Consider the following 26,583-nt stretch of genomic DNA (forward strand, 5'->3'; position numbering starts at 1 on the left):
ATCACAAAAGATTTCCCTGCCGTTAATACGGGCGTGTCGTAATTATCAGAATAGTCTGTAGAATCAACTATGTAGGCTTGCGGTTGTTCGTAATCGACAACATCTTCCAATCTACACATTGACCAACCTCGTGGTAACTTCTGATAATGGGGGTTAGCCGTACATTATTATATTGTTACTGTACTCATTTAAATAAATGATGATATGGTAACAAAGTTCAAAACATTCCTTAGCAAGTCGGACTTGGCTAGGAACACCGTCAATTCTTATGTTTGGACGGTCAATTATTACCTTTCCACATACGGAGAGGTGAACAAGAAAAACCTCTTAGCCTACAAAGGCTATTTGGTAGAGCATTTCAAACCGCAGACTGTCAATCTTCGTCTGCAAGGTATTAACAAGTTCCTGGAGTTCTGCAAGCAAGACAAATTGAAAGTGAAGTTTGTCAAGGTGCAGCAAAAGAACTTTCTGGAGAACGTCATTAGCAACGCTGACTACAAATTCCTGAAAAGGAAGCTGAAGGAGGATGGCCATACTGAATGGTACTTCGTGGTATGGTTTATGGCAGCGACTGGTGCAAGGGTAAGCGAATTGTTGCAGATAAAAGCAGAGCATGTGGAAATGGGGTATCTCGACATCTATAGCAAAGGTGGCAAGTTGCGTCGTTTGTATATCCCGAAGTCTCTTTGTGTGGAAGCGAAAACATGGATAGAGAGTAGAAACATCAAATCTGGTTATCTGTTCCTCAATAAATATGGAGAACGGATAACAACTCGCGGAATATCACAGCAACTTAAACATTTTGCTCAGAAATATGGACTTGACAAAAAAGTAGTCTATCCTCATTCCTTCCGTCACCGTTTTGCTAAGAACTTCCTTGACCGTTACAATGATATTGCCCTCCTTGCTGACCTCATGGGGCATGAAAGTATTGAAACCACAAGAATCTACCTTCGAAAAACTGCAAGTGAACAACAGAAGATAGTAGACCGAATTGTAAATTGGTAAATCAACAAAGAGTCCCCGACAACATCTAAGCTGTTAGGGATTCTTTGATTTTATCAAGAGTATTGAAATATCTATCAATTTCTTCTACGATACGTTTTTGTTCATTTTGGGGAGGGAGAGGAATTAACAAATTATCCAAAACACCTATATATAGTTCTTTTTGGTTTGTTGACCCAGCCAAGTTGTCTTCAAGATAACGCTGAGTTCCTTTAGATGATAAATAAGCATGAATGTATTTTGATTCTATGCTGTCAAATGTCCTTATAACCGACACGTGCGAATCAGGAACGGCGAAAGGGTATGTTCCGAGACAGTCGCTGTGAAACACTCTTGTCCTGCCTACAGTTCCAGTGCCTGTTGAGTTCATAAGCACGTCACCTTCTCGCAACTTATATATATCATCCCATTTTGATAATGTGCTGGGATCCAAAAAGCGAGCCTGTTCAAGGGAAATATCTCCATTATACAAATTGCACTTTTGAGCGAAAACAGGATATTTCCGCTCTTCTGAATATTTGGGCGATTTACCTCGTGACAGGAAAGAACAAAGCGCTCCAAGCTTAATCCAGCACCAACTTTGAGGAATATCAAAGGGATAATGGGGGTTATCACAAGGAATTTCGATATTCGAGTTGATACGTTTAAGTAACTCAATGGCTGGTTCATCGGTTGGATCTTGTGATACCAATTCTCCACAAATAGCCATCCTCAACACTTCTTGTTTGGCTTTTGTAATGGTATTGATAATATCCTTCTTGTTGGATTCAATACTTTCAACTAAATGAAGCCAATAGTTTCCGGTTTCAACGATACGCTTTTGTTCTTCAATGGGAGGAATGGGAATATAAAACTGACCAAGTTTTTGAGAGTTTATGTTTGACTGGTTTACTCCATCTGTTTTAACAAAGTTGCACCAGTCCCTCTCATATTGACTATTCATCACCATATTCACATATTCACAATCCAAGAAAATAGGAGTCATACGAATAATGTAACCAGCATAAATAGATGGTACTTCGCCTCTATAGATCGCAGTTTTTCCAACCCATTCGCTACTATTAGTCCGATTAAACAGTATATCTCCTGCCTTTAATCGGAGTTTTTCAATATCTGCCTTATTAGAAGTGTAAACCAAATCAGAATAGTCAATAGTCCCTTTTCTTGTAATATTGCCCATTCTTAGAACAGCAATATCTCCAGAAGACTTTGATTTCTCTGATGTTCCGTATTGCAAAGATGGAGTGACTTCTTCTATTGTAGTCCATACCCAACTTTCAGGAATCTCGAAAGGCAGGTTCTCATAATGGGACGTATCGGAAGCAGACTTCTTGGAACGCTTAATCTTCCCTTCCTTGATTAAGCGTTCTTTTTCTGCCTTGATTCGTTCCAATAGTACAGATGCAGGCTCGTCATTAGGGTCTTGTGGAACCAACTTACCACGAATGGCAAGGTCGAGTATCTTTTGGCGAAGTTTCTTTGTGTCCATTAGCTTTCAAGATTTTCAAGAAGTTTCTCCAGTTCTGCAACAGCCTCAGTGATGTTGTTGCTTTTCTCTTTGATGATACTGATAAGCTCTGGCAACGAGAGATCTTCGCTCTCTTCACCTTGTTTTATCCAAGTAATATCAAGACTGGTCTTGTCACGTCCCAGCACCTCGTCGTATGTGAACTTACGCCAACGACCATCTGGATTGCTCTCTGCATGATAGGTTTCCTGACGATGGTGACGGTCATCGGGACGATAGCAATCCACAAAATCCTGAAGGTCAGTCTCGCGCAAAGGATTTTGTTTCAGCGTATGCTTGACATTGGTACGATAGTCGTAAATCCAGACCTCTTTAGTCTGGGCATTCTCTGAGGTGGGTTTCTTCTCAAAGAATAGCACATTAGCCTTTACACCCTGGGCATAGAACAATCCTGTAGGCAGACGGAGAATTGTATGCAGGTCGCAAGTCTTTAACAGGTTCTTGCGGATAGTTTCACCTGCACCACCTTCAAACAGTACGTTATCAGGAAGCACGACGGCAGCTGTTCCACCAACTTTCAGCAGCGATTTGATGTGTTGTAAGAAGTTCAATTGTTTATTGGACGTGGTAGCTATAAAGTCTGCCCTTACATAATTGTCTTGTGCTTTTTTGAGCTTTGTGACCATTTCACCAGTTTCCTTATCCTCTTCCTGTACCTCAATCGTCGTTGATGACTTCTTTCCGAAAGGAGGATTGGTCATCACATATTCACAAAGATCATTGTCACCAGGAGCAGAAGCAAGCGAATCTGCACACTTGATGGGAGGCACACCGCCAAACTCACCGATACCATGCAACAGCAAGTTCATCAGACAGAGTCGATAGGTGTTAGGAACAATCTCGGTTCCATAAAAAGTATGCAGTTTCAAGTCATCGGTCTGCTTGCCTGTCATCGTTGTGTATTTTCCTTGCAAAAAATCTTTAGCAGCAAGTAAGAAACCTCCAGAACCGCAGCATGGGTCTACGATGACCTTTCCAAGTTCGGGATTGACGCATTTTACAATGGTCTTAATCAGGGCACGAGGGGTGAAATACTGCCCTGCACCAGACTTAGTGTCCTGAGCAATACGTTCCAACAGGCTTTCATAGATGTCGCCTTTCACGTCTTCACTCAGGGAGTTCCATTGTGTGCCGTCAATCATCTGGATAACCTTACGCAGATGTTCTGGAGTTTGTATCTTATTCTGTGCGCCACGGTAAATCTCGCCAATCATACCTGTTTTCTTAGAGAGAAGGGAGAGAATCTTTCCATAGTGTTCCTTCAGTTCCTCGCCTGACTTCGACATGAGCAGTGACCAGTCACAATCGGTAGGAAGTTCCAGATTGCGCCAGTTGTTCCACCGGAGTTCTTCGGGCATCTTCATGTCCTCGTCAACCATTTTGAGGAAAAGAAGATAGGTTATCTGCTCCAAGTAGTCACTATTTGAAACGCCGCCATCAAACAGAATGCCAGCGATATTCCATACTTTGTTGCTTATTGTAGAATCTGCCATTTGGGTCTTATGCTACTAATTTCTGGTTTAACTCAATGATGATGTCTTTCCACTGACTACCAAAGAGGCTGTAGTATTTTGCCGTTCCTCCGAGCTTGTTAAACTCACCGCTCTTTAGAGCATCAACGTGGAAACTGGCATTGATGGCAATATAGTCGCGTATCATTTCCAGCCACTTCATCTGTTCTTCTGTAAACGGGGCTGTTCCTGCACCACGGACACCTCCCTTGTTGGCATTACGCTCGAAGATCCATTCCTTGTAGCGTTTTTTCACCATATCTGCAAAGGGGTATATCTCTGGTATCTGTCCCCACTCATACTTGATAATCTGAATGATGTCAACCAGTTCCTTAAGAACAGTTTTCTTGCGGGTCATATCTGAGTATGCCGAGAATATCAAACTACCATTGAGCATATTGTTGTAACGTTGCATCTTGTCGTAAAGCTCATGTATCATTGCTTCGGTAATGTGGCGGTTTCGATAGTCCTGATGATATATGATGTTGAGAGCTGTTATCTCGTCTTTATTGGTCTCAATAAACTCTTTCAGGGTCTCACGAACCTTAGCTTTGGTCTCCGCCACGTCGGTTTCAAAACCTGCGTATGTCAGATGATCCAATGCTGGATCAATGGTCTGGTCGTTAGAGTTACGGACGTTCATCAGGAAATCACGGACTTTCGGCTCATAGATGGGTTTTGCTGCTTCAAGGCAACGTTTCTTGATAACATCCTTTCTTACTTCTTCCTTATCTACGGGCGAAAGGGTAGGATATTCGGGATGTTCAGTCTTTATCGTATCTTCTATCCTATCAACATCATGTACGTTCTTAATATTAGTAGACAGCTGTCGAAGTGACGTTCCTCCAGATACCTTCTTGAATTCCTCACGCTCCTTGTCGGTAAGTACCCTGTCAATATGTTCAAGTCGTGTACCAAGGGTGCTGAAGGTTTCTTCCGATATGTCTCCAGTCACCACCGCATCAAGCAGTGACTTGAATGAGACGGTTGGTTTCACATCACCACCACATTTCTTCTTGGCAGCACATTTGTCAGATTTGGTTACGCCCACAGCATCTACAATCACATACCCTAATTTGGGGGTACTTGCTGACGGCGAAGCCTGTTTCAGACTTTCCAAGTCCATTGTCCTCCTTGCCCTTCCCAGCATCTGCTCATAGTAGTTCTCACTGCGGATGTCACGCATAAACAGAAGTATCTCAATGGCTTTTACATCAGTACCTGTTGCTATCTTGTTCACTGTTACAGCCACACGAGGATAGAATTCATTGCGGAAAGCATAGAGTAGTGAGGTTTCGTTTTCTTCGGACTTGAAAGTTATCTTCTTGCAGAAGTCGTTACCTTCATTGAACACCTCTTTCACCAAAGCAACAATATCGTCTGCATGACTGTCGTTCTTGGCAAATATGAGCGTCTTTGGCAATTCCTTCCTGTCCTTGTAGTATTCCCATTTCTTCCAGTTATCCTTGAAAGTCTTTAGGATTACCCTGATTTGCGATTTATTGACTACGGAGTTGTCAAGGTCTTTCCCATCGTAAGCTATATCTTCATCTGTTGACTCCCAACGCTGTTTCCTTGTCCGTTTGTCACGAATCTCTATCTGCTGGTTAATCTTTGCAACGATGCCGCCCTGTTTGGTCTTTTCCGTTTCTATGCTGAAAGTACCAAGTGCGCCCACGTTCACACCATCTGAAACAGCTTCCTCATGGGTGTATTCACTTACAACATTCTCGTCAAAGAAGGCGTATGTATGTTGGTTCGGAGTAGCGGTCAGTCCAATAAGGAAAGCATCGAAATACTCCAGCACTTGCCTCCATTGGTTGTAAATGGAACGGTGGCACTCGTCTATAATGATAAAATCGAAGAACTCTGGTGGATATTCTGAATTGTATTTCACCTCTCGCTCTGTTCCTGTTGTTGTACCTGGTTCATCGTCCACGTCATCTGGCATGGAAGATAGGTTTCCTGTCAGCATAGAATATACACGCTGAATCGTACTTATGCAGATTTGGGTGCTTTGAGGAATGTTCGATGTCTGAATGCGCTGAATGTTATATAGGGCATTCAGTTTCTCTGTGCTATCGTAAGGCTGGTAGTTCTTGTATTCCGTTTCGGCTTGCATTCCAAGGTTCTTCGTGTCAACAAGAAATAGTATTCGCTTGGCTTTTGCGAACTTCAACAGCCGATATGTGTTGGTGATGGCGGTATAGGTTTTTCCTGCACCAGTTGCCATCTGAACCAATGAACGTGGTTTGTTGTTACCGAAAGACTTTTCAAGGTTTAATATAGCCTTTATCTGACATTCACGGAATCCTTCTTCTGGCAGTTCAGGGAACTCTTGCAATCGACCTCGCAGCGTTTTCTTTCCATTGAACTTATAATCTTTTATCCAATACAGTAACTGCTCTGGCCTGTGAAATGAGAACAGCTTACGCACTCTGGGCTTCGGGTCAAGCAAGTCTGTGAAGTGTGTCAATACACCTGTCGCCTCGTAGATGAAGCGCATGTCCTTCTTGGAATAATTGGCCCATTTCAAACCAGAACTTACATATCCTTCATTCTGCTCATGTGCTGCTGTCACAAGGTGAACGCCCTCTTCATCGGGCTTGGCTTCAATTACACCTACAGGAGTACCTTCAATGAAAAGGGCATAATCAACCTCTTCATTGTCACTTGTGAGGTATTCACGGACTGCGACTCCAAGAGACGCAATAGGGTTGAACTCCTGACGATCCTGGATTACCCAACCAGCATCTTCAAGTTTCTTGTCTATTATCTGCCTTGCCTTTTCTTCTGGTGCCATATTGATAGCGTTTAGATGTTACACATGGCCTTGGTTTCATACTTCCGATAAGTGCATATTATCCCAAGTTAGTGCAAAGGTACACATTTTTACCCAAATTCCCCTTAGTTTAAGTTTTAATGCGCCATAATTTAACGAAAATTTCTACTTTTGCCACAATTATGAAGTCTAAAAGAGCGTTTTATGTGTCTACTAACGTCATACTATATAAAGTTACCCCTTCAATGATGCCTTTTTTGCATTTTATTGAATGAAATGGGCTATAATTCATAAAAATAGAGTACCTTTGCATCTGGATTTCATCTGCATGGCTTTATGTTAACAGAAACAGGCAACATAAAAACGGATCAAGAGCATCTGACCATCCTTCCAAATGTAGACTTGGGGATTGGGAGAATCAGAAAACTCTTGTGTTGGTCAGAAGAGCATGAACCTTCTGCTCTTGCTCCTTATCTGCCATGCCTCTTTGAATACATTGCTTTCAGTGAAGGAGTGGTCATTCCGTTCTTTCAGGTTCTTCATGCGAATCTTAAGAAACACATTTATAGTCTCTATGTATATCTGAGAGACAACGGCAAAGAGCCAGAATCTTTTTTGACGCACGATGAAGCCTTTGACTTCTTATGCACATTAGGACATACCGACACCCGTAATATCATTGACCACTACAACAGACTTCCATCAAATGTTTACACAAGTGTCATAAACTCTATTCAGGCCCAGGACAAGACTGCATTTATAGCAGCATTAAAAGAAACAGACTGCCAAGATCTAATGGGAATATTGTGGACGATGCGCTATCTACTGTTTGGAATCAAGAGTGAAAAGGACGTTAGGATAATCAAACGTGGCAAAAAGATTCAGTTGGAAAATCTCTGGCTGACAGATACTGGGTTAGCACCATTTTTCAGAAATATCCCGAAAGAGGAAGAAGAACAGTTCGCCGTAGAAAGGATAAAACTTCTTTGCGGATTCGACACAAAGAGCTTTGCACGCAGACATCGGATAGGTAGGCAACAATACAACTGTGATACAATTGCTGAGACAAGACCATATACCCATTATACTGATAGTAAGAGAAAGCCTTGGAAGCAGTTCTTGTTAGAGTCCGAGAAAGAAGGAACCATATCAATATCCCTTTCATCCATTACATACAACTGCAAAATTCAGACTTACAAAATCCTCCTGTCTGCATTAAGGAGCCACAAAAATGAGATAAGCCAGCGATTCGGAAATGCTGGAGGCAAATCATTCGCTGCTGCTATCGAGCAAAAATGGGAGAATGGAGATTGGGATTATGTGGAATTGGAATGCCAAGACTTTCTGGACTTCATAACCTTATCCCTTCATCAAATGAAATCCGTCTATCATATGGTCGATGGATTGCTCAGTGACGAAGACAAGGATTTACTGAACTGGATTGTGTCATTATACACTGATGATGAGCAACAGACAATTATAGTGGAAGAGCATCAAGACACCAGGCACGAAGATCAAACTTTTGATGGTAACGATAGCATATTCTTAAGGGAGAAAAGGTATGTCACGGTTCTTAACTCAAAACTTAAAGGAAGCAATAGCGAAGAGAAGGATAGAGAACTACCCAAATGTCTGTCTCTGCTATATGACGAACTGACGAAAGAGGGACTTATAGATACGACTTCCTCCAAGTCTCTTTTTGTATATCGTTTCAGCGGACAAGGAGAACCTTATCCACCTTCTTCCAAAATAAACTGGAGAGGAAAGAATGTTCTGTTAGGTCATATTATACGATGCCTGTTGTCAGATGCAAGAAACACTCCAGAGGACATGGGCATAGCAGCAGAGTTCTTTGAGTCGAAGACTGGAAAGCCTATAAATCCAGCCACAGCCAGGTACGTTTCTGTGAACAACTACGAAAAAGAAAGGAACAATCTGGATCCTAATTTTGTGGAAGCAGTAGAGCTTCTTCGCCGTTGTGGATTTATCAACGTAGAATACACCACAAAGCGGAGATAATCACTCTTGAACGGTCAAAAATCGTGCTTTCACCAAGATTCCACGTTAAACTTTCATAAAAGAAAAACGGAACCTCAAACGGAACCTCTAAAGATGAGAAAAACAAAACCCGCTGAAAATCAGCGGGTTTCAATTTAATTAAGCGGAGAGAGAGGAACTTGAACTTATACTGAATCTCATGAGGAAATATAATCTTCCGCTGAGTCCTATCCTAGAATATGCTATCAAAGAGAAAATGGATGAGTTTCCTGAGACTAATACCCCAGACTATGAAGAAGAATCGCTCACGGAAAACTATTCTAATGAGGTCGTTGTAGATCTATCTAGTCAGCAATCATATAAGGACGAGCAAAGTGCTTCCCTACAAGGCTACTCTCTACAAAATCAAGGTAACCATTGCAATATTATAGATGCTTCTGGCGAGAGGGTTTTTTCTTCAAGTGGCAAACTGACCATTATAGAAGGGAAATTCTATAGAGTTAGCTATACCTATTCTTTTATTTCGATGAATTTGGTAAAGAAAGATGATCGGGGGCTATATGTCTTAGGTAAAAGGATTCTTAATGCGCACCATCGTTCTCCTCTGTATACTGCACTTGACGAACAAGGATACTTAGACCAGGTTAAATCTGTCAGATATGATAAAGATACTGACGAATATCTCATATTAGTTAAAGGCAGATGGTATGGAAGTTCTGGATATTACGCTGATTCCAATCAGAAAGAGAATGAGGATGATTCGAGTAATAATACTGAAGAATTGCAAACAATTAAGACTGCAAATGACCTAAAGATTGTCGATTTTGGTGAGAGGTCGATTGCTGTTATTGGTGACACAAAGCCTCATAAAGAAGCACTCCGGGCAATGGGTGGATACTTTATGATACGAACCCAGTGGGGGCCCGCATGGACATTCCCAAACAAAAAGCGCGAGAGAATAAAAGCTTATATCGATGGTGACACTTCGGTTGTAGACCACTGGGAGAATGGTAGTCAAGAAGAATCTCTTAAAAGAAGTTCCTCTCGTTACATAATAAATGTAAAATATCCAAATGGGAGTGAATTTAGTAGTAATCTTGTATGGGAAACCTTGGTCGATGTTGTGAACTACGCAGGAGCAGAACGTGTAAAGCAACTGAATATTGTATGTATGGGCGATAATCTTGTTTCATCACGTTTAAATGATAACCCACTATACAGAAGCGCTCAGAAAGATATTGGTCGGGGACTGTATGTCTGTACTTACTCGTCAACGGAGACTAAGTTTAAACAGATTGAGAGAATCAATCAAGAACTTCAGTTAGGATTAATCGTAGAGAAAGTATATATTGATGAGAATGGCAACTCGCAGGTAAAAAGGGATGACGAGCTTTATACATGGGGGGAATTAAAGTTAGGCTCACGTGATCGAACAAAATACTCATTTGAAGGAGGACAATTATTAAGCAAACGACGTTTTGTGCTTGAAGTCGTCAAATATTATGTGCGTTGCCACCCTCAAATATCTTATGAAAGTTTGATCCGTGTGTTTCCTTCTACTTTAAATTCCAATAAGTCAAATGGTGTAGTTAAGCGTTATAATGACGTGGCAAAACAGGTTGCACTAAATCCAGATGTACGAAACCGCTTTTTTATGAAAGCCGATGAGGTTATAACTCTTTCCAACGGAATGCAAGTTGTAGTCCATAACCAGTGGGGTGATGATTTCGACAATTTTCTTAAAGTCGCTGAAAGTCAATATACTGTCAAATCAAGTGACGAGAGTTATGTCCAAAGTATATCGCCGGCCTCTGACAAAGATAAAGGTAAGCCATTGGCCAATTCTGTTGAATCAAAAGAAGACAGGCGGATCGGTTATACTGTAAGACTGTTCCCCTCACAGCTGAAAGGAGAAATCGTTAGGGTGCGTGTTGATAGGAAAGGAATTAAGAAATTGGTAGTTAAAACTTTTAATGGGGATGTGGTCGAAGTTAATGATCTGCCATATCTCTATGAGGTGCTAAAAAGAGGATGAATGCGCAAAAGAGAAAAGACTGTAATGAAGAATCTCTTTCTTGTTATTTTGGCAGCTATATTTCTGCTCTCATGTGGGAACAAGTTGCGTCAGACTGAGCCTGTTATCTACGACGATAAACCCATCGTAGAGCATGCAGAGCATGATACTTTGTTATCACCTATTCCAGAAGATTCGCCAAAGACGGAAGAAAAGCCATCTTTATCAGCAAGTTCGTCTTCATCGTTAGGCTCTCACAAATCACGCGGCTATGACAATATGCATGGTTTTGATCCAGCCTCTGAGGACGATATGGATGATAACGGCATGAGCCGCTATATGGAGAATAACGATGAAGAGGGGTGGGATTGAGTTACCATTTCCTGCAAGAGCAGACGCAGGGTAATGGTAACAATAGACATGTCAACTTATCGGTACTAACCTGTTTGTAAATTGGTCGTACCTGACAGGATGGGCAAACGCTATGGGCTTTCTGCCTGCTACGGCTGCGGTGTCGATGCCGCGCCGCTTGAACTCGTCAAGGAGCGCTTGGTCGTGATAGGCTCGCATACTGGACCATCCATGATTACCAACCAGACGGTTGAAGATGTTAACTAACTCGGGAATCTGCATGTCTGCGAATTGCAGAGCAAACTTGATGTAATAAATGTGCTGTTGCATAATTTGGAATGTTTTGAAGTTTATAAATGTTGCTTCCACATCGTACTGACCACCGTGGTTTCCAAAACTCGGTTGGCGAGTTAACCTCGAAAGGTTACTGCTCTTGATGCTTTCGGGTGCAAAGGTAGTGAAATTCTGGCAAAATGCAAAACAAACTTCAAATTATCTGTGGTTGACAGTTGAAATCACATAAGCATTTTCAACTTGTCCGCTCGACCCTGTCGCTTGCCAGAGCAAGAACGTTAGAACTTGACAACGCTCTGCAAAGATTATCTTTTACAGGATTGGTGGCTACAGATTCTGCAAAGGTAAGTTGCGGAGTGGCTACAATTATTCGGAATTGGCTACAATTTGGCTACAACTTTGAAATGTGAGAAAAAGAAAAGTCCCGTAAATCGTTGATTTACAGGACTCTTTCTAAGGCGCTTCAGGATGGGCTTGAACCAACGACCCCCTGATTAACAGTCAGGTGCTCTAACCAACTGAGCTACTGAAGCAGTTTGCTTTTCTTTATTGACTTGTTAGCGATTAACAGCGGTCAACTTCTGAATTGCGGGTGCAAAGGTAAGGGGATTTTTTCATTCCTGCAAGCTTTTTGGAGATTTTTTTTGCAAAAAACTAAAAAAAACTCATTTTTTCAATAAAATGGTGCATAATTTGAGGACAATCATGTAATTTTGCAGCATTAATAACACAATAATATCATAAGATAGATGAGACACAGCTTAGCAGCACTGCTGTTACTTTTCATTTCCACCGCCTGTGGAGCACAGGAGAATCAGGCGGCCACAAACAAGAATCACAATCTTGAAGTTGGCAAGAATCTTGATATATTTAATGCGGTATATAGGAATCTCGACCTGTTCTATGTGGACACGCTGAACCCCAGCCAGACTATTACTGCTGCCATAACAGGAATGGTGCGCTCACTGGACCCTTACACGGAGTACTACCCAGAGAGCGAGACAAAGAATCTGCAGCAGATGATAACTGGCAAATATGCGGGCATCGGTGCTATCATAAAGTATCACTCACGACTGAAGCGAGTGATGATAGACGAGCCCTATGCAGGTATGCCTGCTGCTGAAGCCGGACTGAAGAAGGGCGACATAATCCTGTCGATAGACGACTCGATAATGACCGACAAGAACACTGCCTATGTGTCATCACACTTGCGTGGCGACGCGGGCACGAGCTTTAAGCTGAAAGTGCTGCGCCCAACGACAACGCTGGCAAACGTTAGCTTTGACAAAAAAGGCAAGGCGAAAGGATGCCAGGAGCTGACATTCAAGATTACGCGCAGAAACATCAAGCTGCCTGAGCTGCCATACTATGGTATTCTGAACACAGAGGAGCAGAAGGCAACAGACAAGAAGATTGGCTATATCAGTCTGAGCCAGTTTACGGAAGGCTGCTCACGCAATGTGCGCAATGCAATGATTGACCTTAAGCAACAGGGAGCAGAGGCGCTCATCTTCGACCTGAGAAGCAATGGCGGCGGCTCTGAGATGGAGGCAGTAGATATAGTAAGCCTGTGGGTGTCAAAGGACCAGATGGTTGTAGAGAATCGTGGCAAGGTGAGACAGGCCAACCGTACCTACAAGACTCGCCTCGAGCCGATAGACACGGTGATGCCTATGGTGGTGCTGGTAAACGGCGAGACGGCTTCTGCCAGCGAGATAACATCAGGAGCACTGCAAGACCTCGATCGCGCGATAATAGTAGGTACGCGCACATACGGCAAGGGACTGGTACAGGTGCCTCTCGACCTGCCTTACAATACCAACGTGAAGATAACGACCTCGAAGTACTACATACCTTCAGGAAGATGCATACAGGCCATAAACTACTCAAAACAAAGAGAGAAGGAAGGTGACAGACGCAGTGGCAGCCTCTACGGAGAGCGCATACCTGACTCGCTGACAAACGTCTTCTATACCAAGGCAGGACGAGAGGTACACGATGGCGGTGGCATAACACCCGACGTAACAGTGAAGAGCGACACGGTGCCTAACATTGTTTATTACCTGTCTGTAGGAGGACTGGACTCAACAGAGGTGATGTTCGACTATGTGGTGGACTACATTGCCTCCCACCCTACCATAGGTGACGACCCAACGAAGTTCCACCTAACGGACAAGGACTATGCAGAGTTCCGTCAGCGTGTGATAGACAGTGGCTTCACTTACGACCCTGTGTCAAGAAAGCAGTTCGACGAGCTGGTGAAGACAGCAAAGTTCGAAGGATATTATGACGAAGCGAAGGAGGCTTTCGACGCGCTGGCCGAGAAGCTGAAGCACGACGTGGCAAGCGATCTTGACAAACATCGCGACATGATTACTCAAGCCATTGAGACAGACATCATAGCTGCTTATCTCTATCAGCAGGGTACGCTGAAGGCAGGACTCACTCACGACAAGCAACTGAAAGAGGCAGTGAGACTGCTCAACAGTCCTGCGGAATATGCCAAACTGCTGAAGCCTCAAAAGAGGTGAGTGGTGAGAGGTGAGAAAAAAAAACTGAAAGTTCAAAAGCGAACTTTCAGTTTTTTTCCTTTATATGCTATGGTCTTCGTACCCGCTCCAACCACGCTGATCTTCAGTTGGCGTTGACGTGGCATGTCCTTGTAACGGCCTTCGCGCTTGTCAATCTGCAAGCACTTGGTGCTTTCGTCCCACTGCAACCTCACCTTGGAGTATTCGCCCTGCTTGTAGGCATTGCTCTGTCCATCGTCTTCATAGAGCATGAACGTTGCATCGCCACCTGGATAGACCCTTATCTCCAATGGCTCGTCAGTAGTCTGAAGGGCATGCTGACGCACAGGACCGTAAGGAAGTATGCTGCCTCCACGCACAAACACAGGTATGCGAGTCTTGTCAACAGATGTGCTCACAGTCTGTCCGCCATCGAGATGCTTAGACGTGAGGAAGTCAAACCAGCCTGCCTTGTTCTCAGGAAGATAGGTCTTCCACGCGCTGACACCACCTTCTGTCACAGGACTTACGAGCAGTGCCTTACCAAACATATAATCGTTCTTCTGCTGAAGAGCCCTTGCATCATTGGGGAAGTCGAACACGAGAGGACGCATCAGAGTAGAGCCCTCAAACGTTACTGCAGCTGCATTAGAATAGATGTAGGGCAACAGTCTGTAGCGCTCGTTAAGGCATGAGGCAATGATGTTCTGTGCCTCCTTGCCATACTCCCAAGGCTCGGTGTTGGTCATATAGCCATGAACACGCATCAATGGCAGATAGACCGATGTCTCAATCCAGCGGAGCATGCACTCTATGGATGCTACATCGGTATATTGGCGTGCAGGACGGAAGAACCCGCCTGCATCATAGGTCCACCAGGGTATGCCTGCAGCTTGCATGCCCAGTCCGGCAGAGATCTGACGACGCAGCGTCTCCCAGTCATGACCCACATCGCCAGACCACATGGCCGAGCCATAGCGCTGAATGCCGGCAAAGCCACATCGTGTGAGAATCATTGGGCGTTTCTCAGGCTGGTCATTAAGGAGTCCCTCGCATACGGTCTTGTTTACCATCAGAGGATAGACATTACGGAACAGCTCGCCAGGATAGCGTCCGTTCCACACACGACGTCCCAGCAGGTCATCGTTCTCAGGCTCAGTAGCATCCTGCCACCAAGCATCGATGCCAAGTGGAAGAAGACGACTGCTGAAGTTTTTCCAGTAGGCACCTGCTGCCTCAGGATTGAAGAAGTCTATCCAGTCAGTGCCAGGAATGTAGTAGCCCGCCTTCAGCATGGCCTTTCCCACCTCAGAGTTCTTGTCAATCTTCGACCACACGCTAAGCATAAGCCTCATGTTCATGTGGTGAAGGCTGTCTGTCATTGCCTTCGGATCAGGATAGTTGTTTTCATCGAATCGCATTGCGTTCCATCCGTGACGTCCCCAGTACTGCCAGTCCTGTACCATAACATCGGCAGGCAACTGTTCGCTACGGAAGCGCGATGCCACGCCCAACAGCTCCTTCTGGGAATGGAAGCGCTCACGACAGTGGATATAGCCGAGTGCCCACTCAGGCATGAGCGGAGCATCGCCAGTGAGATGGCGATAGGAGGCTATCACCTCATCAGCAGAGCCAATGAACACGGTGTAGTCAACACTCTGAGCCACAGGCGAACGGAAGGTTGTGGCTGGCTCCACCTTCTTATAATAGAGCACAGGCTTGTCCTCGCTCGTAAGCTCGGCAGAAAGCTGGTGCTCGCCAGCCTTGAGTGTCACTATCTGTGATGCTGTAGGCGGAAGCCACAGGTTCTTCATGTCTATGACTGTCTGTCCGTCAATCATAAGATGATGTCTTCGTGCCATTTTCTGCCCCACGTCGAGCAGAAGCGCATACTGTCCGTCTTCCTCGACAGTAAGAGTGGCAGCAAACTTGTTCTGCTGGCGCACCTCTTGCTTGCCACCTTCAGTAGAGGTCACATTGACTTTCTCTTTCTTACCAGCGTCCTGTGTCTTGCTGAGAGCCACACAACGGTCTGCAGGATTGAACTCAGTAAGACCATAGTTGTTCCACAGTATGCCGTAGCCTTTGCTGGAGACGAGCATCGGTATGCTTATCTGTGTGTTCACCTGTGTCAGACGGCGCGATAGTCCATGAATGTTTGTGAATCCGTCCTGAAACTGCCCCAAACCATACTGGCAGTCGCCATCGGCATCGGCAGCAACGAAAGACATCTGTGCCTCATAGGTAGGTGAGCCATTCAGAGACGATGGGCGCAGCTGATGCTCAGTAACGCTCAGCACAACGGCGCCGTCGGCATTGAGGATGTCGAGTGTCTGACTATCGGCATTCACCCTCACCGAAATCTTATCAGTAGAGGTCTTCTCGTCAGACACATAAACCCACTCTGGCAACTTCTCCGAAGCGGCATTCTCAGAATACTGGATTCTCACGGCGTTGTCGGCCAGCGTCTTTATAGTCAGCTGACCTTTACCAAACGGGATCTGTTGGAACGGCTCTCCTGCCACCATCTTCACGCTGAAGACAGTAAGCAGCAGGCAAAGAAGCAATACGGTTTTCTTTTTCACAAACATAATAGAAACGAAAAAGAGCGTTCAACTGTCGTTTGAACGGCAATAGAACACTCTTGTAATTTATAAATTAATAGAACTTGAAATAGCGGCGTGCATTGTTGTAAGAGATGTCCTCCACCATGCGGCCAAGGGTCTCACGGTCATCAGGAAGCAGTCCCTTCTCCACGTCGTTGCCCAGCAGGTTGCAGAGTATGCGACGGAAGTACTCATGACGAGGATAGCTCAGGAACGAGCGCGAGTCAGTGAGCATGCCCACGAAGCGACTCAGCAGGCCGAGTACTGAGAGGGCGTTCATCTGACGTATCATACCATCCATCTGGTCATTGAACCACCAGCCTGATCCAAACTGAATCTTGCCAGGCTCACCACCCTGGAAGTTACCAAGCATTGTTGCAATAACCTCGTTGGCACATGGGTTCAGTGTGTAGAGGATAGTACGTGTGAGCTTACCTTCCATGTTCAGCTTGTTAAGGAACTTAGACATTGCCTTGGCTGTGTTGAACTCGCCAATAGAGTCAAAGCCTGTATCAGGACCCAGCTGGTTATACATAGCGGTGTTGTTGTCGCGGATGGCGCCATAGTGGAACTGCTGTGTCCAGCCTGCGTCGGCATCCATCTCAGCCATGACGGTGAGGAAGCAGTGCTTGAACTGGCGAATCTCGAAGTTAGAGAGCTGCTGACCACGCATAGCCTTCTCGAAGATGGTCTCAATCTGTGAGTCAGTATATTCTTCGTCATAGAACTCCTCGATACCGTGGTCAGAGAGCTTAGAGCCCTGTGCCTCGAAGAACTCGTGACGCTTCTTCAGGGCGTCAATCATATCAGCAAACTTTGTGATGTTAACACCACTTACCTCTGCCAACTGCTCCACATACTTTGCGAACTCAGGCTTCTCAATGTTCATTGCCTTGTCAGGACGCCAAGCAGGAATCATCAGAGGATCTTTCTCACCACGAGTCTTTGCATACTCAATGTGGTTGTGAAGGTCGTCAACAGGATCATCGGTAGTGCATACACACTCCACATTGTAGTGGCGCATAAGACCGCGAGCAGTGAAGTTGGGGTCATTCTGCAGCTTGTCGTTACACTCGTCGAAGATCTCACGGGCAGTCTTAGGGCTGAGAAGCTTCTCAATGCCGAAAGCTGTCTTCAGCTCAAGGTGTGTCCAGTGGTAGAGAGGGTTACGGAAGGTGTAGGGCACTGTCTCAGCCCACTTCTCAAACTTCTCCCAGTCGGTGGTATCCTTGCCAGTGCAGAAGCGCTCGTCCACGCCGTTTGTACGCATGGCACGCCACTTATAGTGGTCGCCACCCAGCCACAGCTCTGTGATGCTCTTGAACTTATGGTCCTTAGCTACCATCTCTGGAATAAGATGACAATGATAGTCAATGATTGGCATCTTAGCCGCATGGTTGTGATACAGGTCTTGAGCAACCTCAGTCTCAAGTACGAAGTTCTTGTCGTTGAATTGTTTCATTAGATTATTTATTTGTTGTTTATAGTTATATTCATTGCAAAGATAATAAAACGTCAGCGTTCTTAAAGTAAGAGGCTGACGTTTTTTTATTTTTTTAGCGTTTTTTGTGGTCAACAAACCATTGGTGCAACAAAAGGCTGTACATTGCCAGGGCGACCAGCACGAGTACTATTGCCACTTGCAACAGTTCATTTCTGTTGCCATCGAAACAGGCATAGCCCATTCCCACGCCTATGGCAAGACCAGTCTCCCACCCTAACAGGTAGGTGCTCTGAGCAGTGCCTCGCTGACAGTGGTCGCTGAGCTTGATGAAGAACAGCAGGAAACGTGAACCGACTATGCCAAGCGAGAAGCCAAGCAACGGAGCCTGCAGCACTGACGTTGGTGCATAGAGCATTATGAGCAGTACGGCAAGCATGACTATCAATCCTGTCACCACCTCGCTCTTCAGCTCGGCATCAGGAAAGACGAAACGCTGAGCCAGCAGGGCAAGCATGAAGCCTATCATCATCAGGGCATAGAACGTGACATTACGAGACAATGCCAGCATCATGCCCACACTTGCCATGATGAGCAGCAACTCTATGAACAGCGCCCAGCCTCTTGTCAGGAAGAAACGGTCGAGGCAGAACACAGGGAAATGGTCTTTAGGAACACGGAACGGTATGTGTACCATCAGCACAAGCACCACGGCCAGCACGCAGCATCCTGCAGCGACATACAAGAGCATGTCCATGCCCAGATGGTCTAACAACAATAGTCCAGCTGTTGGTCCAAGCGAAAGGGCGAAGCGTCCGAACCATGTTGCAGAGAAGTTAGCCTCTGTGCGATGATTAGACTCACATGTATCTATGACAAGTGTTGACGTAAGCACCATAAGCGCGAGGCCGTATGTTGCGCCTTGCGCAAGTCGCATAGCCACAGCCCATTCAAGCGACATGGGGCCGAAATAGATAGGCAAGACGAGCGACAGAGCCAATGCCAACGTAGCCCACACACACACCATGTTACGCCTATAGCGCTGAACGAGGTATGAGCTGAAACCTCCCAACAGGAACAGTCCCACGGCGAAAGCTCCCATGCTTATGCCTGTCTCAACTTCTGTCAGCCCATCGACAAACATCATCCATCGCGGCAGCGTTGGGATGAGCATGGTAACTGACATGGATAGCAGCAGGTCGGCCACTACCACAAGCCAGAAATCCTTGTGCCACAGGTTTACATGTACTGGTGTATTCTGAGTATTCATCTATCTAGAGGTGAGAGGTGAGAGGTGAGAGGTAAGAGGTTAGAGGTGAGAGGTGAGAAGTGAGAGGTAAGAGATTAGTATGACTCGCTCTCGTTGGGGAAGTCACCACTCTTAACATCTGTAACATATTGACCTATAGCATCGGTCATGATGGTGTTAAGGTCTGCATAGCGACGCAGGAAACGTGGTGAGAAGCCCTGGTTCATACCAAGCATGTCGGCAACGACGAGAATCTGTCCGTCACAGTTGCCGCCAGCGCCAATACCAATTGTTGGCACAGCAATCTCGGCTGTCACCTGTTCTGCCAGTTTTGCAGGCACCTTCTCCAGAGTCACAGCGAAGCATCCAGCCTCTGACAGCGCCTTAGCATCGCTAATCAGTTTTGCAGCCTCGCGCTCTTCCTTGGCACGCACAGCGTATGTGCCAAACTTATTTATGCTCTGAGGGGTCAGTCCGAGGTGGGCCATCACGGGAATACCGGCATCGAGTATAGCCTTCACTGTGTCAAGAATCTCAACGCCGCCTTCCATTTTCACTGCATCACAGCCACTCTCCTTCATGATGCGGATGGCATTGACCACGCCATCGTGAACACCTGTCTGATAAGAACCGAAAGGCATGTCGCACACCACGAGGGCACGCTTCACTGCGTTAACCACCGAACGTGCGTGGTATATCATCTGATCCACGGTCATGGGCAGAGTCGTTGAGTTGCCCACCATCACGTTTGATGCAGAGTCACCGATAAGTATTCCGTCTATACCAGCACGGTCAACGATGCCTGCTGTGGTATAGTCATATGATGTAAGCATTGAAATCTTTTCTCCTTTCTGTTTCATCTCGATGAAACGGTGTGTGGTCACCTTGCGTGTGTCACTGATTAAATAACCTGCCATAGTTCATTTAATGTTTTAAAATCGAAATCGTTATAATCTGCTATCTGAACATCAGACAGCTTCTGAATATTCTCTTTGCTGTTTGTCGTAGTCAGTCCCACGACCATCATCTCAGCAGCACGTCCAGAGCGCAGTCCGTTGATGCTATCCTCGAAGACCACACACTCGTCCTTGTCGGCACCGAAGCGTGCTGCAGCCTTCAGGTAACAATCGGGCGAGGGCTTACTCTCTGCGAAGTCTTCGCTTGTGAGCACCTCATCGAACATTTCCTTAAACTCTGGTCTTTGCTTATAGACGCTCTGCATCTTAGGCACATTAGAGCTTGTCACCACAGCGGTCTTCACTCCATTGCGACGCAGTTCGCTGACGAAGCGCTCGAAGCCTGCCACATAGATATAGTCCATATTAGCTTCATAATGGTCCAGGCGCTGAGTAATCATGTCGCGCTTCTCTGCCAGTTCGCCGTTAAACCAACGGTCATATATCTGGGTGAGCGTCTGTCCTTTTATCTCGTGTTCCAGTCCTGGATGTTCCGGATGGAACTCTCTGCACTGTGCGCCCCAGAAAATGGTGTATTGTGGCTCGGTATCGAACACCACTCCATCGAGGTCGAAGAGTGCAGCTTTCAGTTGTTTTTTCATCCTTATGCTTAAAAATCGGCTGCAAAGGTACGATTAAGCGAGCGAAAATGCAAATAAATTTGCAATTTTCCGAGCGTGAGTACCTTCGAGACGAAGTCTCAAAGTACGAAAAAGCGGTGAAGAACGAAAGAAAATACGTTTTTTTCCATCCTTCACCGCTTTGTTTAGTCTAAATCAACTCTATTTGTTTGCGAACACACCGCTTACTATGCTTGACGGAGCGTTAGCCGAACGTGTTCTCCACGCGCCTGCGTTCTCATAATAATTCCAATTGTCGAAGTACTGGTCAGCGAAGTCGAAGCGTATCTCGCGCGTTGTACCATCATCGATATATCCATAGAAGTGCATCCCACTGAGATGATAGTCACTGATATACACTGGGGTCCACTGATCATCGTCATAGATGATTGTTATCTCACCGCCCTCTACAAACCAACGGAAGGTGCTGTAAGCATAGTCATTATTCCATGAGCCCCTCTTAAAGTCAACCTCGTAACCACGTCCGCTTGTGGCATAGTCATCGCGGCTCACGAAACGCATCACTGTCCAATAGTCATCACCTGTAAGGCCCCAGCGGTCATTATAGTAAGTACCAAGATGACCCTGCCAGTCGCGGTTGGTAAGACGTTCTGAGATATAGTGGTCTTCACTCTCACAGCTACTCATTACTACTACTGTTACGAGAAGCATCATATAGGTAAAAATCTTTTTCATAATCGTTTGTTTTTAAAGTTTGACATCGCAAAGATACGACAGTTTGCAATGCCCACAAAAGAAAAAGCCCTAATCCAACATAGGGTTTTCCCTAAACTTAAAAACACTTCTTACCTCTCACCTCTAACCTCTAACTAAACCTTATATCAGCAATTATCTGCGCACCAACATGTGCATTGAGACGCTGGATGAACTCCTGACGGCGCATGCTGAGGTCAGCACGCAAGGCAGGCATACTCAGACAGACATAGAGCGTCTGGTTATAAAGCTTTACGTCGGTGGTATAGCGTGCTATCGCAGGCCCCGCTATTTCTGGCCACGATTCCACGAGGCGCTTCTGCAAAAGAGGCGTCTCCAACCCTTGTACGCGCAGGTTGCGCAAAACCAGATCTTTTATTTGTTGTACATCACGACGAAACATATTCTTAGAGGTGAGAGGTAAGTGGTTAGAGGTAAGAGGTGAGAGGTAAGAGGTTAGAATTCTATTTCGCCATCGTTGACATGGAAGAGCTTGTAGTCGAAATGACCTTGACTTAGAATCTGGTCGAGATGGTCACGATTGGTATCGGTAATGAAAATCTGACCGAAACGGTCATCGGATACAAGCTCGACAATCTTCTCCACGCGCTTGGCATCGAGCTTATCAAAGATATCATCGAGCAACAGCAATGGCTTAGTATGAGAACGCGACTGTTTAAGAAAGTCAAACTGTGCCAGCTTCAGCGCAATGACAAATGTCTTCAGCTGTCCCTGAGAGCCCTCGCGACGCATGGGATGTCCGTCAAGGAGAATCTCGAGGTCGTCGCGATGCACTCCGTGGAGCGAATAGCCCACGGCACGGTCTTTCATGCGGTCACGCTGGATGACATTAAGCAGTGGACCGCGCTGACAATGGGACACATAGTTGAGCAACACCTGCTCATGACCTCCAGAGACGGTGGTATAGAACTGCTGGAACAGAGGCACCAACTGCTCAATGAAGTCACGACGCTTGGCATAGATAAGCTCACCCTCGACAGCCATCTGCTCCTCAAGTATCGACATCACATCAGGATCAGGTTCCACATCCTCCTGACGCAGCATCATGTTACGCTGCTGAAGAGCCTTGTTATATCGGTTCAACGCCTCTATATAGGCAACGTCAAGCTGAGAAATCACCATATCCATCAATCGGCGACGCTCTTCGCTGCCACCCTCAATGAGAAGCGTATCGCCAGGCGACACCATCACGATGGGTATCAGGCCTATGTGCTCAGAGAGTCGTTTATATTCTTTCTTGTCGCGCTTGAAATGTTTCTTCGTGCCACGCTTCATGCCACAGCTGATGGTAAAGTCGGCAAGCTCTTCAGAGGCAGCCTCACTGTATTCGCCCTCGAGCATAAAAAGCTGCTCGTCGTGGCGAATGACCTGAGAGTCCTGTGAAGTAAAGGCTGAATGGCAGAACGAGAGGAAATAGACAGCATCAAGAATGTTTGTCTTCCCCACCCCATTGGCACCAATGAAACAATTGAACTTAGGCGAGAATTCAAGTGAAGCCTCGCGCACGTTCCTATAATTAAGTATGGTGAGTTTCTTTAATAGCATCGACTTTATTTTACTGCAAAATTACTGCTTTTAGGAATGAAAAGCAAAAAAAGTTTGTAATAAATTTCAATATGTGCAGAGAATTAAGTAATTTTGCGCCCAAATTGACTTAAAATAAGCAGAATAGCAACAAAAATAACAATAAAAAATGGCAGAACAAAACACAAAACAGGCTGGTCCTGTAATGGACGAGTCAAACAATGGTAATGAGGCATTTTTCCTCAAGTACAAGACAGCAATCATTGGCTGCTTCGTAGCCTTGGTACTCATCATCGCTGGCGGAATGTGGTTCAAGAGCTACAAGGCTGAGCAGAACGAGAAGGCAAGCACAGCAATGGCAAAGGCTCAGGACAACTTCATGAACGGTAACTACGAGCTGGCCCTCAACGGCGATAGCACTGGCGTTGCAGGTTTTCTGAAGATTGCAAGCGAATATGGTTCAACTGATGCAGGCAACCTGGCAAACCTCTATGCAGGTCTTTGCTATGCAAACCTCGGTCAGTGGGAGAACGCAGCACAGTCTATTGAGAAGTTCGACTACTCTGACGACCAGATGGTATCACCTGCTGCACTTGGTGCTCTGGGTAACGTGTATGCAAACCTCAACCAGCTCGACAAAGCTGTTAGTACTCTGACAAAGGCTGCTGAAAAGGCAGACAACAGCTCACTGTCTCCTACATTCCTCATCCAGGCAGGACAGATTCTGGAGAAGCAGGAGAAGAAGGCTGATGCACTGAAGCTCTACCAGCAAATTAAGGAGAAGTATTTCAACTCAGTCATCGTTCAGCAGAACAAGATTGACGAATATATTGAGCGCGTTTCAGAGTAATGGCAACAAGAAATCTTTCTGAATACGACCTCGCTAAGGTGCCCGATGCTTCTAACATGATTTTCGGCATCGTGGTTGCAGAGTGGAACCCTGAGATAACTGGGGCATTGCTCGAAGGCTGCGTGTCAACACTGGAGAAGCATGGGGCACTAAGCGAGAATATCCACGTAAAGACCGTTCCCGGTTCGTTTGAGCTCATCTATGGCGCACGCCAGATGACGCTCAACGACGGCTACGACGCTATCATCATCCTCGGCAGCGTAATCCGCGGCGAGACACCCCACTTCGACTATATCTGTCAGGGTGTTACTGAAGGAATAGCACGTCTTAACGCGACAAGCAACATCCCCGTTGTCTTTGGACTCTTGACAACCAACGACATGCAGCAGGCAAAAGACCGTGCTGGTGGCAGACTGGGAAACAAAGGCGATGAGTGTGCAGTGGTAGCCATAAAGATGGCGAAGTTCTGACAATTGCCAGAACGCCACACCACACACTAAAAACCGATTTTTCTAAATTACTAACAACCCATTAACAAAATGCTAAAACGCACAGCCATCGCTGCCCTTCTCATGGCAGCAACAGTGGGCGCGAACGCCCAGAAGCCAATGAATGCCCCTAAGGGAGGCAAGGCTATCAGTGACGAACTCATAGGTATTTTCTTCGAAGACATCAGCAGCTCTGCCGACGGTGGACTCTATGCTGAGCTGTTGCAGAACGGCTCGTTTGAGTTCAATCCCAGCGAGCGCGACGGATGGGGAGCAGGCACAGCATGGAAGAGCATACGTCCAGGCCACTCACTCGGCTATGCTGAGGTGAGAAAGGACGGCGGCATCCATCCTAATAACCCCACCTACATGCGTCTGCACACTGAGCGTGTGAAGGAATACTACGACTACAGCGGATGGAAAGGTTTCGGACTGCAGAACGACGGCTTCGACGGCATCTCAGTGAAGGCCGGCGAGAAATACGATTTCTCTGCTTTTTTCCGCGCTAAGAAGAACACCGTAATACGCATTGCTCTCGTTGAGCCACAGGGATGGAACAAAGACCCAAAGCTGTTGGCTGAGGCAACGATCAACGCCAACGGCAACAGCTGGAAGAAATACAGCGCAATGCTCACACCAAGCGCTGACTGCCAGAAGGCTGCCCTTCAGATTCTCACACAGACAGTAGGCGACCTTGATGTCGATGTAATATCTCTCATGCCACAGGACACATACAAGGGACACGGACTGCGCAAAGACCTTGCACAGGCTCTGGCTGACCTCCAGCCAAAGTTCATGCGCTTCCCTGGCGGATGTGTCGTTCATGGCGGTGGCGATGGCTTCTGGAACACCTATCGCTGGAAGACCACCATCGGTCCTAAGGAGCAGCGCCGTCATCTGAAGAACACATGGGGCTACCACCAGTCAATGGGTCTGGGATACTTCGAGTATTTCCAGTTCTGCGAAGACCTCGGCATGGAGCCTCTGCCTATACTTCCTTGCGGTGTGAGCTGTCAGGGAACAAACGGCGGATGGGGCATGAAGACACAGGCTCAGGACGTTGTTCCTATGTCAGAGATGGACGAGTGGGTGCAGGATGCCCTTGACCTCATTGAGTGGGCCAATGGTGACCCTGCTACTTCAAAATGGGCAAAGATGCGCGCTGACGCTGGTCACCCAGCACCTTTCAACCTGAAATACCTTGGAATAGGCAACGAGGAGAAGATTACTCCTGAGTTCAACGAGCGCTTCGCCTATATGTATAAGAAGGTGATGAAGGCTTACCCTGACATCAAGATTGTGGGCACAGCAGGTCCTGGCTCTCATCCTGGCAACCCAGACCTTGAGAACGGATGGAAGCTGGCTGAAGAACTCGAGATGCCAATCATCGACGAGCACTACTACGAGCCCAACAAGTACTTCCTCTCTTCTCGCCAGTACGACAAGTATCCTCGCGACCGCAAGACAAAGGTTTATCTTGGTGAGTATGCTGCTAAGGACAAGAAGCTCATCGACGCTCTTGCCGAAGGTCTCTACCTGCTCCACGTCGAGCGCAATGGCGACATTGTCTGCATGACCAGCTATGCACCTCTCTTCGCTCGCAAGAACGCTACCAACTGGAACCCCGACCTCATCTATTTCGACAATGAGCGTCCGTTCCTCACCTGCAGCTACTACGTCCAGCAGATGTTCGGCCAGTCTTCAGGCCAGTACTACTATGGCGACTGCGTAAGCTTCGAAGGCGATGCAGCAGGCGTTCAGCAGCCTCAGCAGGATGTTCACTACGGACAGTCTGTCATCCTCAACGTGAAGACCCGTCGTCTCTACGTGAAGCTTGTCAACGCCGGTGCTGATGCAAAGAAGGCAAACATCAACCTCGGTCGTTTCTCAGTGAAGAAGATGGCTAAGAAGACCACTCTCACTGGCAAGCCCGATCAGGAGAACAACTTCGACCAGCAGCCTATAGTTCCTGTCAAGGAGGAAGTGAAGGCCCAGAAGAAGTTCTCGCTCGACCTTGAGCCCTACTCAATGGTTATGCTCGAATATCAGCTGTAAGACTACACAACTAATAATATGTTTAAGGGGATGAGCCGCATGGCCCATCCCCTTTTATTTATTGTG

20 protein-coding genes, 1 tRNA gene and 1 riboswitch are annotated in these 26,583 nt (G+C 46.2%); of the genes, 8 read left to right on the forward strand and 13 right to left on the reverse strand.

Annotated elements, in window-relative coordinates; all coding sequences use genetic code 11:
• Positions 1 to 204: 204 nt before the first annotated feature.
• Complete coding sequence (locus M1L52_RS00005; protein ID WP_248612790.1) at positions 205 to 1,008, forward strand: tyrosine-type recombinase/integrase; 804 nt, start codon at positions 205 to 207, stop codon at positions 1,006 to 1,008.
• A 25-nt stretch (positions 1,009 to 1,033) separates the two neighbouring features.
• Here M1L52_RS00005 and M1L52_RS00010 read toward each other — a convergent pair whose 3' ends face one another.
• The 3 genes from M1L52_RS00010 to M1L52_RS00020 are packed head-to-tail and all read right to left on the reverse strand — an operon-like array spanning position 1,034 to position 6,847.
• Positions 1,034 to 2,494: a restriction endonuclease subunit S gene (locus M1L52_RS00010; protein ID WP_248612791.1), complete on the reverse strand. Its 1,461-nt coding sequence runs from the start codon at positions 2,492 to 2,494 to the stop codon at positions 1,034 to 1,036.
• Positions 2,494 to 4,026: a class I SAM-dependent DNA methyltransferase gene (locus M1L52_RS00015; protein ID WP_248612792.1), complete on the reverse strand. Its 1,533-nt coding sequence runs from the start codon at positions 4,024 to 4,026 to the stop codon at positions 2,494 to 2,496. The genes M1L52_RS00010 and M1L52_RS00015 overlap by 1 nt, the downstream gene beginning before the upstream one ends.
• A 7-nt stretch (positions 4,027 to 4,033) precedes the next feature.
• A complete protein-coding gene (locus tag M1L52_RS00020; protein WP_248612793.1) occupies positions 4,034 to 6,847 on the reverse strand; it encodes a DEAD/DEAH box helicase family protein in 2,814 nt (937 codons plus the stop codon).
• Between the two features lie 315 nt (positions 6,848 to 7,162).
• Here M1L52_RS00020 and M1L52_RS00025 point away from each other — a divergent pair, with 315 nt between their 5' ends.
• The 3 genes from M1L52_RS00025 (at position 7,163) to M1L52_RS00035 (ending at position 11,210) form a co-directional block, all read left to right on the forward strand.
• Positions 7,163 to 8,845: a hypothetical protein gene (locus M1L52_RS00025; protein ID WP_248612794.1), complete on the forward strand. Its 1,683-nt coding sequence runs from the start codon at positions 7,163 to 7,165 to the stop codon at positions 8,843 to 8,845.
• A gap of 235 nt (positions 8,846 to 9,080) precedes the next feature.
• Positions 9,081 to 10,859 (forward strand): hypothetical protein, encoded by a 1,779-nt coding sequence (locus M1L52_RS00030; protein ID WP_248612795.1) that lies wholly within the window; start codon positions 9,081 to 9,083, stop codon positions 10,857 to 10,859.
• Positions 10,860 to 11,210: a hypothetical protein gene (locus M1L52_RS00035; protein ID WP_248612796.1), complete on the forward strand. Its 351-nt coding sequence runs from the start codon at positions 10,860 to 10,862 to the stop codon at positions 11,208 to 11,210.
• A 51-nt stretch (positions 11,211 to 11,261) separates the two neighbouring features.
• Here the strand turns inward: M1L52_RS00035 and M1L52_RS00040 are convergent, their stop codons facing one another.
• Both M1L52_RS00040 and M1L52_RS00045 read right to left on the reverse strand, forming a co-directional pair.
• Entirely contained in the window at positions 11,262 to 11,519 is a 258-nt protein-coding gene (locus M1L52_RS00040) for a hypothetical protein (RefSeq protein ID WP_248612797.1), read from the reverse strand.
• Positions 11,519 to 11,634, reverse strand: a riboswitch (SAM-I-IV-variant riboswitch). It overlaps the preceding gene by 1 nt.
• Positions 11,635 to 11,942: 308 nt before the next feature.
• Positions 11,943 to 12,016, reverse strand: a tRNA-Asn gene (locus M1L52_RS00045).
• A gap of 216 nt (positions 12,017 to 12,232) precedes the next feature.
• Between M1L52_RS00045 and M1L52_RS00050 the strand changes: the two genes are divergently transcribed.
• Positions 12,233 to 14,014 (forward strand): S41 family peptidase, encoded by a 1,782-nt coding sequence (locus M1L52_RS00050; RefSeq protein ID WP_248612798.1) that lies wholly within the window; start codon positions 12,233 to 12,235, stop codon positions 14,012 to 14,014.
• Between the two features lie 32 nt (positions 14,015 to 14,046).
• Here M1L52_RS00050 and M1L52_RS00055 read toward each other — a convergent pair whose 3' ends face one another.
• The 8 genes from M1L52_RS00055 to recF all read right to left on the reverse strand — a co-directional run bounded on the left by M1L52_RS00055 (position 14,047) and on the right by recF (position 23,145).
• The gene (locus M1L52_RS00055; protein WP_248612799.1) at positions 14,047 to 16,578 is read right to left on the reverse strand and encodes a TIM-barrel domain-containing protein; all 2,532 of its coding nucleotides are present in this window, start codon (positions 16,576 to 16,578) and stop codon (positions 14,047 to 14,049) included.
• A 73-nt stretch (positions 16,579 to 16,651) separates the two neighbouring features.
• Positions 16,652 to 18,061, reverse strand: coding sequence for a glucuronate isomerase (gene uxaC, locus M1L52_RS00060; protein WP_248612800.1), 1,410 nt, complete (start codon positions 18,059 to 18,061; stop codon positions 16,652 to 16,654).
• Positions 18,062 to 18,155: 94 nt separating this feature from the next.
• Positions 18,156 to 19,310, reverse strand: coding sequence for an MFS transporter (locus M1L52_RS00065; protein ID WP_248612801.1), 1,155 nt, complete (start codon positions 19,308 to 19,310; stop codon positions 18,156 to 18,158).
• A 74-nt stretch (positions 19,311 to 19,384) separates the two neighbouring features.
• Entirely contained in the window at positions 19,385 to 20,206 is an 822-nt protein-coding gene (panB, locus tag M1L52_RS00070; protein ID WP_248612802.1) for a 3-methyl-2-oxobutanoate hydroxymethyltransferase, read from the reverse strand.
• Positions 20,191 to 20,847: an HAD family hydrolase gene (locus M1L52_RS00075; RefSeq protein ID WP_248612803.1), complete on the reverse strand. Its 657-nt coding sequence runs from the start codon at positions 20,845 to 20,847 to the stop codon at positions 20,191 to 20,193. Before M1L52_RS00075 ends, panB begins: the two co-directional genes overlap by 16 nt.
• Positions 20,848 to 21,027: 180 nt before the next feature.
• On the reverse strand, positions 21,028 to 21,561 hold the full coding sequence (locus M1L52_RS00080; protein ID WP_248612804.1) for a hypothetical protein: 534 nt from the start codon (positions 21,559 to 21,561) through the stop codon (positions 21,028 to 21,030).
• A gap of 130 nt (positions 21,562 to 21,691) precedes the next feature.
• Positions 21,692 to 21,982, reverse strand: coding sequence for a DUF721 domain-containing protein (locus tag M1L52_RS00085; protein ID WP_248612805.1), 291 nt, complete (start codon positions 21,980 to 21,982; stop codon positions 21,692 to 21,694).
• Between the two features lie 53 nt (positions 21,983 to 22,035).
• The gene (recF, locus tag M1L52_RS00090; RefSeq protein ID WP_248612806.1) at positions 22,036 to 23,145 is read right to left on the reverse strand and encodes a DNA replication/repair protein RecF; all 1,110 of its coding nucleotides are present in this window, start codon (positions 23,143 to 23,145) and stop codon (positions 22,036 to 22,038) included.
• 148 nt (positions 23,146 to 23,293) lie between these two features.
• On the opposite strand from recF, the gene M1L52_RS00095 reads away from it, so the two are divergent.
• The 3 genes from M1L52_RS00095 (at position 23,294) to M1L52_RS00105 (ending at position 26,517) form a co-directional block, all read left to right on the forward strand.
• On the forward strand, positions 23,294 to 23,974 hold the full coding sequence (locus M1L52_RS00095) for a tetratricopeptide repeat protein (RefSeq protein WP_248612807.1): 681 nt from the start codon (positions 23,294 to 23,296) through the stop codon (positions 23,972 to 23,974).
• Positions 23,974 to 24,444, forward strand: coding sequence for a 6,7-dimethyl-8-ribityllumazine synthase (gene ribH, locus M1L52_RS00100; RefSeq protein WP_248612808.1), 471 nt, complete (start codon positions 23,974 to 23,976; stop codon positions 24,442 to 24,444). Before M1L52_RS00095 ends, ribH begins: the two co-directional genes overlap by 1 nt.
• Positions 24,445 to 24,513: 69 nt before the next feature.
• Positions 24,514 to 26,517 carry an alpha-L-arabinofuranosidase C-terminal domain-containing protein gene (locus M1L52_RS00105; RefSeq protein WP_248612809.1) on the forward strand — a complete coding sequence of 668 codons (2,004 nt, stop codon included), beginning with the start codon at positions 24,514 to 24,516 and terminating at the stop codon, positions 26,515 to 26,517.
• The last annotated feature ends 66 nt before the right edge of the window (positions 26,518 to 26,583 follow it).

The organism is Prevotella sp. E13-27, assembly GCF_023217965.1.
Taxonomy (GTDB): Bacteria; Bacteroidota; Bacteroidia; order Bacteroidales; family Bacteroidaceae; genus Prevotella.